This window comes from Sphingomonas hengshuiensis, assembly GCF_000935025.1.
In the GTDB taxonomy this organism is placed as follows: Bacteria; Pseudomonadota; Alphaproteobacteria; order Sphingomonadales; family Sphingomonadaceae; genus Sphingomonas; species Sphingomonas hengshuiensis.
On record NZ_CP010836.1, the window covers coordinates 4,366,600 to 4,379,122 of the forward strand.

Consider the following 12,523-nt stretch of genomic DNA (forward strand, 5'->3'; position numbering starts at 1 on the left):
TAAGCCGGGAACATAGGAACGCCGATCGGGTGCCGCGAGGGGCAAAAAAAAGGCGGGCCACTGGGGCCCGCCGGGAAAGGTTTAGGAGAGGATGCCTGAAAGGCCTGCTCTATGTGCAGTGCGGCGTAGATTTGTGCAAGTGCGAAAAATACGTAAAGTGATTGCACGGGTTGCAATCGGTTCCATCCGTAACGATACTGGGTGCAGAGGCGAGGATGTCATTTGCGGGCCGAAGCGGCTCGCAAAGCGCCTTGCCGCAGTGCACAAGAAAGACGATGCGAAGGCTCCCTCCCCTCACTGCCATTGAAGCATTTGTCCAGGTGGCGCGGCTCGGGTCGATCAAGGCCGCCGCCGAGGAGCTTGCGCTGTCCTCACCCGCGCTCAGCCGGCGTGTCCAGTCGCTCGAGCGATTCATCGCCAAGCCGTTGTTCGAACGCCGGCACCAGGCGCTGCGGCTCAACGCCGATGGCGAAGTGCTGCTCGCGCGAATCGCGCCCGCGCTCGATTCGATGACCGACGCCGTCGAGGCGATGACCAGCGGCGGCGAGCGGCTAAGGCTGCGGCTGGGCGTGCTGCCGCTGTTCGCGACGCAGCGGCTGTTGCCCAAGCTGCCCGAACTCAAGCGCCGCCACCCGCAGCTCCACCTCGATGTCGACACCGCCGGGCATGGCGTGGCGCGGCTGGGCGACGGGCTCGACGCGGCGATCGTGATCGCGCGCGACATCGATCCGGGGCTCTATGCGCGCCGGCTGGACCGCAACCGCGTCCATGTCATCGGCGCGCGCGCGCTGCGGGAGGGGCCCGATCCGGTGGTGCGGCCCGAGCAATTGTCGCGGCTCACCGCTTTGGTCCATCGCGACATGCCCGAGACGTTCACGGCGTGGCGCGCGGCGGCGGGATTCCCCGACCTGGAGCCGCTGGCGGTCGACCATTTCGACTCGGGCAATTTGATGCTGGAGGCCGCCGCGCAGGGGCTGGGCGTGGCGTTCATGCTCGAATCGCATTTCGAAGCGGCGCGCGACGATCGGCTCGTCCAGCTGTTCGACCTGACGGTGGAGAGCCATTACAGCTATTGGTTCGTGTGCCGCCCGCGCGCGCTGGCGCAGCGGCCGGTACGACTGTTCCACGACTGGCTGATCGACGCGCTGGGCGCGGAGAAGGAATAGAGAAGGTTTTTTCGCGCAAAGACGCAAAGGCGCTAAGAAGATAGAAACAGGCTGCCGCCCGCATTCTTCTATCTTTGCGTCTTTGCGCGGAATATTCTTCTTAAATTTACATCACACAAAGCCACAAAGGCACGAAGTAAGGAAAACTTACTCTTCGTGACTTCGTGGCTTTGTGTGAGAATCAAAACCTTGTGCTGGCGCCGTTACTCGGCGCGCATCGACACGATCTTGCCCGGCGCGCGAGGCGGCTCGCCCTTGGGGAGCGCGTCGACATGCTCCATGCCCGACACGACTTCGCCCCACACCGTATATTGGCGATCGAGGAACGTCGCGTCGTCGAGGCAGATGAAGAACTGCGAATTGGCGCTGTTCGGGTCCATCGTGCGCGCCATCGAGCACACGCCGCGGACATGCGGCTCGCCGCTGAATTCGGCGGCGAGGTTGGGCTCCTTCGAGCCGCTGGTGCCGGTGCCGGTGGGATCGCCGCCCTGCGCCATGAAGCCGTCGATCACGCGGTGGAACACCACGCCGTCGTAAAAGCCGTCATTCGACAGCTTGGCGATGCGCTCGACATGGTTGGGCGCGAGATCGGCGCGCAGCTTGATCTGCACTTCGCCCGATTCGAGCGTCATGGTGAGCATAGTGGGGTGGGACACGATGAGACTCCTCTGATTTTCTCGCCCCCTAGGCGTCCTGCGAGGGAGTTGCAAATCGGCGGCGACGGTGGCAGCGGCAGGGGCGATCAGATCAGGGAGATCGGACGATGAGCGACACCGAACTCCACGAAGACACGCCCGCGCCCGAGAGCGAGCTGGACGAGGACGACCGGCTCAAGCCCGAATTCGTCAGCGCGGTGCTGGAGGCCGTCGCGGCAGGCGATGCCGAGGCCGCGCGCGCGCGCGTCGCGCCGCTCCACCCCGCCGACATCGCCGACCTGGTCGAGCTGACTCCGGCCGAGCTGCGCCCGGCGCTGGCCGCCGCGATCTCCGACCTGATCGACGGCGACGTGCTGGCGGAGATGAACGACTGGGTCCGCGAGGCGCTGGTCGACGCACTCGAGCCGCACCAGGTCGCGAACATCGCGGCCGAACTCGATACCGACGACGCCGTCGCGATCATCGAGGACATGGATTTCGAGGACCAGCGCGAGGTGTTGCGCGCGCTCGACCCCGATGACCGTGCCGCGATCGAGGAGGCGCTGAGCTATCCCGAGGAGACCGCGGGCCGGCTGATGCAGCGCGAGATGATCGCGGTGCCCGAGCATTGGACCGTGGGCAATGTGCTCGATTACCTGCGCGCCGACGAGGAACTGACCACCGACTTTTGGGAAATCTTCGTCGTCGATCCGGCGCACCGTCCGGTCGGCACCTGCATGCTCTCCTGGATCCTGCGCAGCCCGCGCGCCGTGTCGGTCAGCGACGTGATGAAGCGCGAGCAGACGCTGATCCCCGCCGACATGGACCAGGAGGAAGTCGCGCTGCGCTTCCAGAAATACGCGCTGATCTCCGCCGCGGTGGTCGACAGCGGCGGGCGGCTGGTCGGGATGATCACGGTGGACGACGTGGTCCACATCATTTCCGAAGAGGCGGGCGAGGACATCCTCCGCCTGTCGGGCGCGGGCGAGGGCGACATTAACGAGCCGGTGCTGCTGACCGTGCGCACCCGGCTGACCTGGCTGTTCGTCAACCTCGGCACCGCGATGCTGGCGGCATCGGTGGTCGGGCTGTTCCAGGGCGAGATCGCCAAGTTCGCGCTGCTCGCGGTGCTGATGCCGATCGTCTCCGGCATGGGCGGCAATGCCGGCACCCAGACGCTGGCAGTGGTGGTGCGCGCGCTGGCGACCAACCAGCTTACCGAATCGAACACGCTGCGGATGATTTTCCGCGAGTTCCGTATCGCCGCCGCCAATGGCGCGACGCTGGGGATAGCGATCGGCACCGGCACGATGCTGATCTATGGCATCCCGGCGCTGGCACTGGTGATCGCCGCGGCGATGGTGATCAACAATCTGATCGCAGGTCTCGCAGGGGTGCTGATCCCGGTGACGCTCGACCGGTTGCGGATCGATCCGGCGGTGTCGTCGGCGGTGTTCGTGACGATGATGACCGACGTGATGGGATTCCTGTCGTTCCTCGGGCTCGCGACGTTGGTCGGCATCGGCGGGTGACTTGAACGCGAGGCGGCGCGGGGCCAGATCAGGCGCGTGCCGCTCCATCTCACCAAGGTCGCCTTTGCCTGCGACAGCGTCGATTTCCTCCGCGAGCGGCTGGAGGCGCGCGCCGCGACCGGCATGGCGCTGACCACGCGCTATCTGCCCAAGCGCGCCGACGAGATTGCGGGGGGATCGCTGTTCTGGATCCTCAAGCACCAGCTGATCGGGCGCTCGCCGATCCTCGGCTTCGGCGAGGCGGAGGGCAACCGAATCGCGATCCATCTCGAGCCGCGGCTGATCCTCGTCCAGGCGCGCCCCAAGCGGGCGCATCAGGGCTGGCGTTATCTGGAAGGCGCCGACGCCCCGCCGGACCTCGACGATGCAGGCGCGGGGATTGCCGAGATGCCGAGCGCGATGCTCGGCGAGCTGGCGGCGATGGGGCTGTTGTAGGTCCCCTGCGCAGGGAGGGCTATCGCATATGGATGCGTATGCTCCCCTATTACCGCCGTCATGCTGAACTTGTTTCAGCATCCATGGCGCAACAAGCGACGGAAATGCGCGCTGAGGGTTGGATGCTGAAACAAGTTCAGCGACTGTCTTTGGCGTCAAGCGGCGAGCCATGGGGATTTGCTCCTCAGGATGGCGTTTGCGAAGGTGAGCAGGCGGCGGGCGAGGGCGATCAGGGCGACCTTTTTGGGTTTTCCGCTGGCAACGAGGCGCTGATAGAGCGCCTGGAGCACGGGATTGTAGCGACTGGCGACGAGTGCGGCCATGAAGAGGGCCGAGCGAACGGTGGGGCGTCCTCCGCCGATCATGGCCTTTCCGCGCCATTGGCCGGACTGGCGGGTCCAGGGCGCGACGCCGGCGAGCGCGCTGATCTGGCGGCGTCCGAGCTGGCCGAGTTCGGGCAGTTCGGCGAGCAGCGTGCGGGCGGTGGTCGGGCCGACGCCTGGGATCGAGGTCAGCAGCGCTTCCTGATCGCGCCACAAGGGCGAGCCCCGCACGGCCTCGTCGATCGTCCGTTCGAGGTCGGACAGTTCCTTTTGCAGCGCAGCCAGCAGGCGCTCGATGCTTTTGCGCAGCGGCAAAAGCGTTGCGCGCCGCAGCCGCTGGCGCTCGCTCACCATCATCGCGATGATCTGCCGGCGCCGCGCCACCAGGTCGGCCAGCGCGCGCGTCTCGGTATCCGCCAGTGCGCGCGGCGGCGGGCGCGTCGCCTCGACAAAGCGCGCAATCACTGCCGCATCGATCGGGTCAGTCTTGGCGCGTTTGCCCATCGCGCGCGCAAAGTGACGGATCTGCGCGGGATTGATCACCGCCACCGGCAAGCCTGCGGCCCCCAGCGCGGCAGCCACCACTGTCTCATAGCCGCCGGTCGCCTCCAGCCCGATGCACAACGGGGCCGACGCGCCCAGTCGCGCGACCAGCGTCTCCAGACCCTCGGCATCGCGCCCGACCGTCCAGGCCTCGCCCGCGGGCGAGACATGGACGTCCAGGCGATCCTTCGAAACATCGATACCCACATACGTCATGGTCATCGTCTCCCGGGCTTGCGCAATCGGGCTTGCCTTGCAGAGGCCCAAGCGACTGTTCGGGTTCAATGACCTTACAGCGGGCTGTTCACGCTGAACTACGGGCTCTGCAACCCTTGCATGATTCGAACTTCCCGCCGAAGCCGCACCGCATTCTTCATGCAATGCTGCATTTGGCAAGTTACAAGCATGACGGGAAGTGGGAAAGCGCCCCCCGCTTCATATGCGATTGCCCTGCCTGCGCAGGCAGGGGTCCAGAGTCGCGGGCGAATCGCTTGTGGCTCTGGGCTCCCGCTTTCGCGGGAGAACGGTTCAGGCTTTAGTTCGCCAGCTGGGGGAAGGCGTTGCGGAAGGCTGCGACCTTGGGCTTGTCCCAGCGGACGATATAGGCGTGGGTGGGGTTCCGCCAGAAAAAGTCCTGATGATAGGCCTCGGCCGGGAAGAAGCCGCCCGCTTCGAGCCTGGTCACGATCGGGCGCGGATAGGCCTTCGCCTTGCCGAGCTGGGCGATATAGGCAGCGGCAACGCGGCGCTGCTCGGCATCCTGCGGGAAAATGGCGGAGCGATAGCTGGGGCCGCGATCGGGGCCCTGGCGATTGAGCTGGGTCGGATCGTGCGCGACCGAGAAATAGATTCGCAGCAGCGTGCCGTAGCTGACCTTTTTGGGGTCATAGACGATTCGCACCGCCTCGGCATGGCCGGTCGTCTCGGTCGAAACCTGCGGATAGGTGGCCGTGGCGCGGGTGCCGCCGGCATAGCCGCTGGTCACCGACTGGACGCCGCGCACCGACTGGAACACCGCCTCCATTCCCCAGAAGCAGCCGCCGGCGAACACCGCCGCCTGTGGCCCGCCGCCGCCCGGTACGTCCAGCGCGGGTGCCGGAATCGGCACCGCACGCTCGGCACCCGAAGCCCCCTGCCCGAGCAGGAAGGCGGCGACGGCGGCACTCACCGCGAGAATCGACCATTTCATCATGGCCGATAGATCGGATTTTGCGCGGTTCAGCGCAAGGCCGCACACGCAGTCTGGATTCGCGTGCACGCCTCGGTCAGCAGCGCGTCCGACGTCGCATAGCTGATCCGCATCGCGGGCGAGAGGCCGAACGCCGCGCCGTGCACCGCCGCGACCTTCGCCTCGTCGAGCAGATAGCCGATCATCGCCTCGTCGGTGTCGATCACCACGCCCTTGGGCGTCGACTTGCCGATCAGCCCGGCAAATTCGGGATAGACGTAGAACGCACCTTCGGGGCGGGGGCAGCTCATGCCGTTGATCTGGTTGAGCATCGACACAACCAGGTCGCGCCGCCCCTGGAAGGCCTTGGCGCGCTCCTTGAGGAAGCTCTGGTCCCCGTTCAGCGCCGCCACCGCCGCCGCCTGCGCGATCGAGCAGGGGTTCGAGGTCGATTGCGACTGGAGCTTGGCGATCGCCTTGATCAGCGGCACGGCGCCGCCGGCGAAACCGATCCGCCAGCCGGTCATCGCATAGGCCTTCGAACAGCCGTTCACGGTGAGCGTGCGGTCATAGAGCGAGGGGCAGACCTGCGCGATCGTGACGAATTCGAAATCATCATAAACGATGTGCTCGTACATATCGTCGGCGAAGATCCACACATGCGGATGCCGCTCCAGCACTTCGCCCAGCGCGCGCAGTTCGGCGGCGGTATAGGCGGCGCCGGTCGGGTTCGACGGCGAGTTGAGGATCACCCACTTGGTCCGCGCGGTGATCGCCGCTTCGAGCTGTTCGGGGCGCAGCTTGTAATTCTGCTCGGCGCCCGCCGCGACGAACACCGGGGTGCCCCCGGCGAACTGGACGACGTCGGGATAGCTGACCCAATAGGGCGCGGGCACGATGACTTCGTCGCCCGCCTCGACCGTGGCGACGATCGCGTTGAACAGCGTGTGCTTGCCGCCGACATTCACGGTGACCTGGGCGGGGGTGTAGTCGAGGCCATTGTCGCGCTTGAACTTGGCGACGATCGCCTCCTTCAGCTCGGGCGTGCCGTCGACATTGGTGTATTTGGTCTTGCCGGTGCGGATCGCCTCGATCGCCGCTTCCTTGACGAAATCGGGCGTATCGAAATCGGGCTCGCCCGCGCCCAGCCCGATGACATCGACGCCGGCACGCTTCAGCTCGAGCACGCGGCTGGTCATCGCGAGCGTGGCGGAGGGCTGGATGCGCTGGAGCGCGGCCGAGGTCTTCATGAAAAAGGCGCCTTTTCTTGGGGAGCGAACGGCGCGCCTATACGTCCGCGTCGGCGCGTTCCGCAACTGTAACGGCTGCAACCAAGCCGCGCAGCGCGTTTCCGACGAAGAAGCCGTGCGCCAGGTCACCTGGGCGCAGATCGCCTTCGACCGCGCGCCCGGTGGCGAGCAGCTCGGCGCGGAGCACGCCGGGGAGCAGTCCGCGGCGCAGCGGCGGGGTGACCAGCACCCCGTCGCGCTCGACGAAGAGCGAGGTAAAGCTGCCCTCGTTCACGAACCCCTCGGCATCGACGAACGCGACTTCCCAGGTGCCGGCGCGCGCGCGGGCGAGATCGTAGAAGCAGCGGCGGCTGGTCTTGTGGCGCAGGCGGAAATCGTCGGGCGCGACGCTGTGCGGCACCAAGGCGACCGCCACCGGCGCAGCCGGCGTGGGCGGAAGCGGCGCGATGCCGATCGCCAGCGCCCCCGAAGGCGCGAGCAGCAGCCGCACCCGCGCGGGATCGCGCAGCCGGAAGGTCGCGGCCTGGAGCGCGTTGCGGGCATCGTGGCGATCGAAGCGGAAGCCCAAAGCGGCGGCGCTCTCGCGAATGCGCGCCAGATGGCGTTCGAGCAGCGCGATGCCCTGGTCGGGATCGAAGCGCATCGTCTCGATCAAGTCGAACGGGCGCTCGCCCGCGGTGACGAACGCGCCCTTGGCCAGGCATTCCTCCCATTCGGGGATCGCCTCCGAATCGGCGACCACGCCCGAGCCGAGCCCGAGCGTCGCCCGACCGGCGCCGTCGCAATCGAGCGTGCGGATCGCGACGTTGAAGCGGGCATCGCCATTGGCGTCGAGCCGCCCGATCGACCCGGTATAGAGCCCGCGCGGGGCGTGTTCGACCTGCTCGATCACTTGCATCGCGCGAATCTTGGGCGCGCCGGTGACCGAGCCGCAGGGGAACAGCGCCGTGATCGCATCGATTGCGTCGCACCCCTCGCGCAGATCGGCGGTGACGACCGACACGAGCTGATGAACGGTAGGATAATGTTCCACGTGAAAGAGTTGCGGGACAGCGACGCTGCCCGGACGCGCGACGCGGGACAGGTCGTTGCGCATCAGATCGACGATCATCAGGTTTTCGGCGCGCTGCTTGGGGTCGGCCGCCAGCCCCTCCGCGGCGGCGCGATCGGCGGCGGGATCGGCCTCGCGGACCGCGGTGCCCTTCATCGGGCGCGCGCGCAGCCGCCCGCCCTCGAGCGCGAAGAACAGTTCGGGCGACAGGCTGAGCACCCAGCGCGCCCCCGTCGCGACCAGCGCGCTGCATCCGGCGCGCGCGCGCGACCGGAGCAGCGCGTACAGCGCCGCCTCGCCCCCGGCATAGCGCACGCTCGCGCGGAAGGTCAGGTTGGCCTGATAGATGTCGCCTGCTTCGATATAGGCGGCGACCTTGGCAAAGGCGCTGGCATAGGCGGCGGAATCGATCTGCGGCTCGGGCGCGCCCGCCCAGGCGCCCGCCGGGTCGGGCAGGAGCAGCGGCACATCGGCGGAGGCGATCTCGGCATAGTCGCGGAACAGCCCGAACCACAAAGGCGCACCGGTGGCGCCATAGCCGAGATAGCCCGCAGCATGGAGCCCGCGCGCGCGCGCCTCGCGGAGCCGCGCGAGCGCATCGGGCACGCCGCCCGGATCGTCGGCGGCGACGATTTCGACCGGATTGCGGTATAGCCGCGCAGGCGCCCCGTCGGCGCGCGCGTCGTCGAGCAGCACAAAGGGGGGATCGGGCAACCGCATTGCTGCGCGGAATGCAGCGGCGGGAGGCATACGGCAAGCCCATGTCGTCCCCGGGCATCGCGCCGATTGTTGCCCGAGGCGGCGCCGCGCCCTATCTGCGGGGCATGACTAGCCCCCCGATGCGCGTCGCAATCGTGCCCGTGACGCCCCTCCAGCAGAATTGCAGCCTGTTATGGTGCACGCAGACGATGCGCGGCGCCTTTGTCGATCCGGGCGGCGACCTGGACAAGCTGCGCGCGGCGGCGAAGCAGCATGGGGTGGCGATCGAGAAGATCCTGATCACGCATGGCCATATCGATCATTGCGGCGCGGCGGGCGAGTTCGCCGCCGAGCTGGGCGTGCCGATCGAGGGCCCGCACGAGGCCGATCGCTTCTGGATCGCGCGACTCGAGGATGACGGGCGCAATTATGGCGTGCGCGGCAGGCCGTTCGAGCCCGACCGCTGGCTGCACAATGGCGACCAGGTGACGGTGGGCGCGCTGGTGCTCGACGTCTATCACTGCCCCGGGCATACGCCGGGGCATGTCGTGTTCCACCACCCCGCGTCGAAGCTGGCAGTGGTCGGCGACGTGCTGTTCCAGGGATCGATCGGGCGGACCGACTTTCCGCTGGGCAATCACCAGGACCTGCTCGACGCGATCACCGGACGGCTATGGCCGCTGGGCGACGAGACCGTGTTCGTCCCCGGCCACGGCCCGGCAAGCACCTTCGCGCACGAGCGCCGCACCAATCCCTATGTGAGCGATGCGGCGCTGGCGGGGAGTTAGCCCGTTTGGAAATTCGCGAAAGAGCGAATTTCAGTGCGGCACCGGCCCGCTCCCCCGCCCGGCCACCCATAGAATACTGCCGTTGGGTGGCCGGGCGGGGGAGCGGGCCGGTGCCGCCCAATGCGCATCAGCGCATGGGATTGCCATATTGATAGGCGAGGAAGATCGCATAGCCCGCGAGCCCGACCATCACGACCATCGTCGTCAGGATGCCGATCATCCGCCCCGGTCGCCAGCCGTCCATGCCCACGCCGTGGAGCACGCGTCCGAACAGGAACACCGCCGATACCAGCCACAGCCAGAGCGGGCTGCCGCCGCCCAGCTCGATCAGCGCGACGAGGATCAGCACGATCGGCGCATATTCGGCGAAGTTGAGCTGCGCCCGCATACGCGCGACCAGCCGGGGATTGCCGCCGTCGCCGACCAGTATCTTTTCCGCGATCCGAATCTGGCTGACGCGGACGCCCAGCCACAGATTGACGAGCGCCGCAGCGCCTGTCGTCGTCAGCGCAACCGGTAACAACATGATGCGATCTCCCCAAAGTCACGGGGTGCCACGTCCGACGCGCGCTTGCAACGCGGACACAATTCGCTATACGCGCGGGCTCGCTTCGTGACCTGTCCTCTGGTCCGGCGGGCGTTCGGACTCATCCGTCGCTTGCCCGGTGCATCCTGTGGGCGTATCGCGACCTGATTCAAGTGTTGGTATAAAGGTGCCGAAATGGCCGTTCCCAAGAGAAAGACCTCGCCGTCGCGGCGTGGCATGCGCCGGTCGCACGATGCGCTCCAGGTTGAGTCGTTCCAGGAATGCTCGAACTGCGGCGAACTGAAGCGTCCGCACCATCTGTGCACGGCGTGCGGCCATTATAACGGCCGCGAGATCGTTTCCGCCGAAGCCTGAGCCTTTTTATCGTTCGGGATCCTGCTGGCATGACCAACCCCTCGCGAATCGCCGTCGATGCAATGGGCGGCGACGAGGGGATCGCTGTCATGCTGGCCGGTGCCGCGCGTGCGCGCCGCCGGTTCGAGGGGATGGAATTCATCCTTGTCGGCGACGAGGCCCGTATCCGTGCGGGCCTGGAGGCACATCCGAATCTCGCATCCGCGTCGGAGGTCGTCCACGCGGCCGGCATCGTTGCGTCCGATGAAAAGCCGAGCCAGGCGATTCGCCGCGCCAAGACGACGTCGATGGGAATCGCCATCGACCAGGTGAAAAAGGGCCGGGCGGGGGCCGCGGTCTCTGCGGGCAACACCGGCGCGCTGATGGCGATGTCGAAGCTCGCGCTGCGCACGATGCCAGGAATCGATCGCCCCGCGCTCGCCGCGCTGATGCCCAGCCTGGGCGTCAACGACACGGTGATGCTCGACCTGGGCGCCAATACCGAAGTCGATGCGCGCAATCTCGTCCAGTTCGCAGTGATGGGCGCGGCCTATGCCCGGATCGCGCTCGACCTGGAAAATCCGCGAGTCGCGCTGCTCAACATCGGCACCGAGGAAATGAAGGGCACCGACAATATCCGCGAAGCCGCCGCCGAGCTGCGCGCGGCCGAGCATCTGCGGCTGGACTTTACGGGCTTCATCGAAGGCAACAAGCTGTCGCGCGGCGATGTCGATGTGATCGTGTGCGACGGCTTTTCGGGCAATATCGCGCTCAAGACCGTCGAGGGCACCGCGCGATTCGTCGCCGACCTGCTCAAGCGCGCCTTTAGCAGCTCGACTCGCTCGAAGATCGGCTTCCTGATCTCCAAGCCCGCGACCGAGCTGCTCCGCCACCATCTCGACCCCAATAATCATAACGGCGCCGTGTTTCTCGGGCTCAACGGCATCGTCGTGAAAAGTCACGGCGGCGCCAATGAACGCGGCGTCGACACCGCGATCGGGTTTGCAGCCAAGCTGCTGCGCGACGATCTCAACCGCCGGATCGCCGAGGATCTCGGGAATTTCGAGGCTAAGGCTGCGTGACGATTCGTTCGGTGATTCTGGGTACCGGTTCGTTCCTTCCGGCCCGGCGCGTTTCCAACGCCGAGCTGGCGGCACAGGTCGACACGACCGACGAATGGATCGTCGAGCGGACGGGCATCCGCTTCCGCCACATCGCCGGCGCCGATGAGAGCACCAGCACGCTGGCGACCGCCGCTGCAAAGGCCGCGATCGAAGCCGCAGGCGTGCCCGCCGACACCCTCGACCTGATCGTGCTCGCGACCGCGACGCCCGACCAGACCTTTCCCGCCACCGCGACTCGGGTGCAGACTGCGCTCGGCATCCTCGATTGCGTCGCGTTCGACGTCGCAGCGGTGTGTTCGGGCTTCCTCTATGCCGTCCAGGTCGCCGATTCGATGCTGCGCGCGGGCGTGCATCGCCGCGCGCTGGTGATCGGTGCTGAGACGTTCAGCCGCATCCTCGACTGGGAGGATCGCGCGACCTGCGTGCTGTTCGGCGACGGCGCCGGCGCGATCGTGCTCGAGGCGCAGGACACGGCGGACGAAGGCGGGCGCGGCATCCTGTCGACCAAGCTCCATGCCGATGGCCGCTATAACGACCTTCTCTATGTCGATGGTGGCCCCTCGACCACCCAGACCGTCGGCAAGCTGCGGATGAAGGGGCGCGAGGTGTTTCGCCACGCCGTCGTCAATCTGGCGGCGGTGATGGAGGAGTCGCTGGCGGCGGCGGGGCTGGTCTCGGCGGATGTCGACTGGGTCGTGCCGCACCAGGCCAATGCCCGCATCCTCGACGCGACCGCGCGCAAATTGGGGCTCGCCCCCGAGAAAGTCGTCGTCACGGTCGACCGCCACGCCAACACCTCGGCAGCGTCGGTCCCGCTCGCACTCGACACCGCGGTGCGCGACGGGCGGATCCAGCAGGGCGACCTGATCGTGCTCGAGGCAATGGGTGGGGGTTTTACCTGGGGTGCGGCGGTCTTGCGATTCTGATAT

The 12,523-nt window shown here is 67.0% G+C and carries 13 protein-coding genes; 7 read left to right on the forward strand and 6 right to left on the reverse strand.

From position 1 onward, the window contains the following. Nucleotides 1-275: 275 nt before the first annotated feature. Nucleotides 276-1,166: a LysR substrate-binding domain-containing protein gene (locus tag TS85_RS19850; protein ID WP_044334518.1), complete on the forward strand. Its 891-nt coding sequence runs from the start codon at nt 276-278 to the stop codon at nt 1,164-1,166. Between the two features lie 203 nt (nt 1,167-1,369). Here TS85_RS19850 and TS85_RS19855 read toward each other — a convergent pair whose 3' ends face one another. Continuing rightward, nucleotides 1,370-1,807, reverse strand: a complete 438-nt coding sequence (locus tag TS85_RS19855) for a peptidylprolyl isomerase (RefSeq protein WP_044334520.1) — start codon at nt 1,805-1,807, stop codon at nt 1,370-1,372. Nucleotides 1,808-1,929: 122 nt separating this feature from the next. Here TS85_RS19855 and mgtE point away from each other — a divergent pair, with 122 nt between their 5' ends. Both mgtE and TS85_RS19865 read left to right on the forward strand, forming a co-directional pair. Then, nucleotides 1,930-3,333, forward strand: coding sequence for a magnesium transporter (gene mgtE, locus TS85_RS19860; RefSeq protein ID WP_044334522.1), 1,404 nt, complete (start codon nt 1,930-1,932; stop codon nt 3,331-3,333). 36 nt (nt 3,334-3,369) lie between these two features. Beyond that, nucleotides 3,370-3,768, forward strand: coding sequence for a DUF1489 family protein (locus tag TS85_RS19865; RefSeq protein ID WP_044334524.1), 399 nt, complete (start codon nt 3,370-3,372; stop codon nt 3,766-3,768). A gap of 155 nt (nt 3,769-3,923) precedes the next feature. On the opposite strand, the gene TS85_RS19870 is transcribed toward TS85_RS19865, so the two are convergent. The 4 genes from TS85_RS19870 to pabB form a co-directional block, all read right to left on the reverse strand. After that, nucleotides 3,924-4,856 (reverse strand): IS110 family RNA-guided transposase, encoded by a 933-nt coding sequence (locus TS85_RS19870; protein ID WP_044334526.1) that lies wholly within the window; start codon nt 4,854-4,856, stop codon nt 3,924-3,926. Nucleotides 4,857-5,169: 313 nt separating this feature from the next. After that, nucleotides 5,170-5,826, reverse strand: a complete 657-nt coding sequence (gene msrA / locus TS85_RS19875) for a peptide-methionine (S)-S-oxide reductase MsrA (RefSeq protein WP_044334528.1) — start codon at nt 5,824-5,826, stop codon at nt 5,170-5,172. A gap of 26 nt (nt 5,827-5,852) precedes the next feature. Then, entirely contained in the window at nt 5,853-7,052 is a 1,200-nt protein-coding gene (locus TS85_RS19880; protein ID WP_044334530.1) for a pyridoxal phosphate-dependent aminotransferase, read from the reverse strand. A gap of 37 nt (nt 7,053-7,089) precedes the next feature. Then, a complete protein-coding gene (gene pabB / locus TS85_RS19885) occupies nt 7,090-8,823 on the reverse strand; it encodes an aminodeoxychorismate synthase component I (RefSeq protein WP_044334532.1) in 1,734 nt (577 codons plus the stop codon). Between the two features lie 104 nt (nt 8,824-8,927). Between pabB and TS85_RS19890 the strand changes: the two genes are divergently transcribed. Beyond that, nucleotides 8,928-9,590, forward strand: a complete 663-nt coding sequence (locus tag TS85_RS19890; RefSeq protein ID WP_044336683.1) for an MBL fold metallo-hydrolase — start codon at nt 8,928-8,930, stop codon at nt 9,588-9,590. Nucleotides 9,591-9,717: 127 nt separating this feature from the next. Here TS85_RS19890 and TS85_RS19895 read toward each other — a convergent pair whose 3' ends face one another. Continuing rightward, on the reverse strand, nt 9,718-10,116 hold the full coding sequence (locus tag TS85_RS19895; RefSeq protein WP_044334534.1) for an MAPEG family protein: 399 nt from the start codon (nt 10,114-10,116) through the stop codon (nt 9,718-9,720). 195 nt (nt 10,117-10,311) lie between these two features. On the opposite strand from TS85_RS19895, the gene rpmF reads away from it, so the two are divergent. From rpmF to TS85_RS19910, 3 genes are read left to right on the forward strand one after another with little or no spacing between them, the layout of a single operon-like run. Further along, complete coding sequence (gene rpmF, locus TS85_RS19900) at nt 10,312-10,491, forward strand: 50S ribosomal protein L32 (RefSeq protein WP_044334536.1); 180 nt, start codon at nt 10,312-10,314, stop codon at nt 10,489-10,491. 29 nt (nt 10,492-10,520) lie between these two features. Further along, the gene (gene plsX, locus TS85_RS19905; RefSeq protein WP_044334539.1) at nt 10,521-11,552 is read left to right on the forward strand and encodes a phosphate acyltransferase PlsX; all 1,032 of its coding nucleotides are present in this window, start codon (nt 10,521-10,523) and stop codon (nt 11,550-11,552) included. Continuing rightward, complete coding sequence (locus TS85_RS19910; RefSeq protein ID WP_044334541.1) at nt 11,549-12,520, forward strand: beta-ketoacyl-ACP synthase III; 972 nt, start codon at nt 11,549-11,551, stop codon at nt 12,518-12,520. Before plsX ends, TS85_RS19910 begins: the two co-directional genes overlap by 4 nt. Nucleotides 12,521-12,523: the final 3 nt, after the last annotated feature.

Bases quoted from the DNA above. Each gene is read 5' to 3' on its own strand.
- TS85_RS19895 (WP_044334534.1), bottom strand. From the start codon at position 10,116: ATGTTGTTACCGGTTGCGCTGACGACGACAGGCGCTGCGGCGCTCGTC.
- mgtE (WP_044334522.1), top strand. From the start codon at position 1,930: ATGAGCGACACCGAACTCCACGAAGACACGCCCGCGCCCGAGAGCGAG.
- rpmF (WP_044334536.1), top strand. From the start codon at position 10,312: ATGGCCGTTCCCAAGAGAAAGACCTCGCCGTCGCGGCGTGGCATGCGC.
- TS85_RS19855 (WP_044334520.1), bottom strand. From the start codon at position 1,807: ATGCTCACCATGACGCTCGAATCGGGCGAAGTGCAGATCAAGCTGCGC.
- TS85_RS19870 (WP_044334526.1), bottom strand. From the start codon at position 4,856: ATGACCATGACGTATGTGGGTATCGATGTTTCGAAGGATCGCCTGGAC.
- TS85_RS19880 (WP_044334530.1), bottom strand. From the start codon at position 7,052: ATGAAGACCTCGGCCGCGCTCCAGCGCATCCAGCCCTCCGCCACGCTC.
- plsX (WP_044334539.1), top strand. From the start codon at position 10,521: ATGACCAACCCCTCGCGAATCGCCGTCGATGCAATGGGCGGCGACGAG.
- pabB (WP_044334532.1), bottom strand. From the start codon at position 8,823: ATGCGGTTGCCCGATCCCCCCTTTGTGCTGCTCGACGACGCGCGCGCC.
- msrA (WP_044334528.1), bottom strand. From the start codon at position 5,826: ATGATGAAATGGTCGATTCTCGCGGTGAGTGCCGCCGTCGCCGCCTTC.
- TS85_RS19890 (WP_044336683.1), top strand. From the start codon at position 8,928: ATGACTAGCCCCCCGATGCGCGTCGCAATCGTGCCCGTGACGCCCCTC.
- TS85_RS19850 (WP_044334518.1), top strand. From the start codon at position 276: ATGCGAAGGCTCCCTCCCCTCACTGCCATTGAAGCATTTGTCCAGGTG.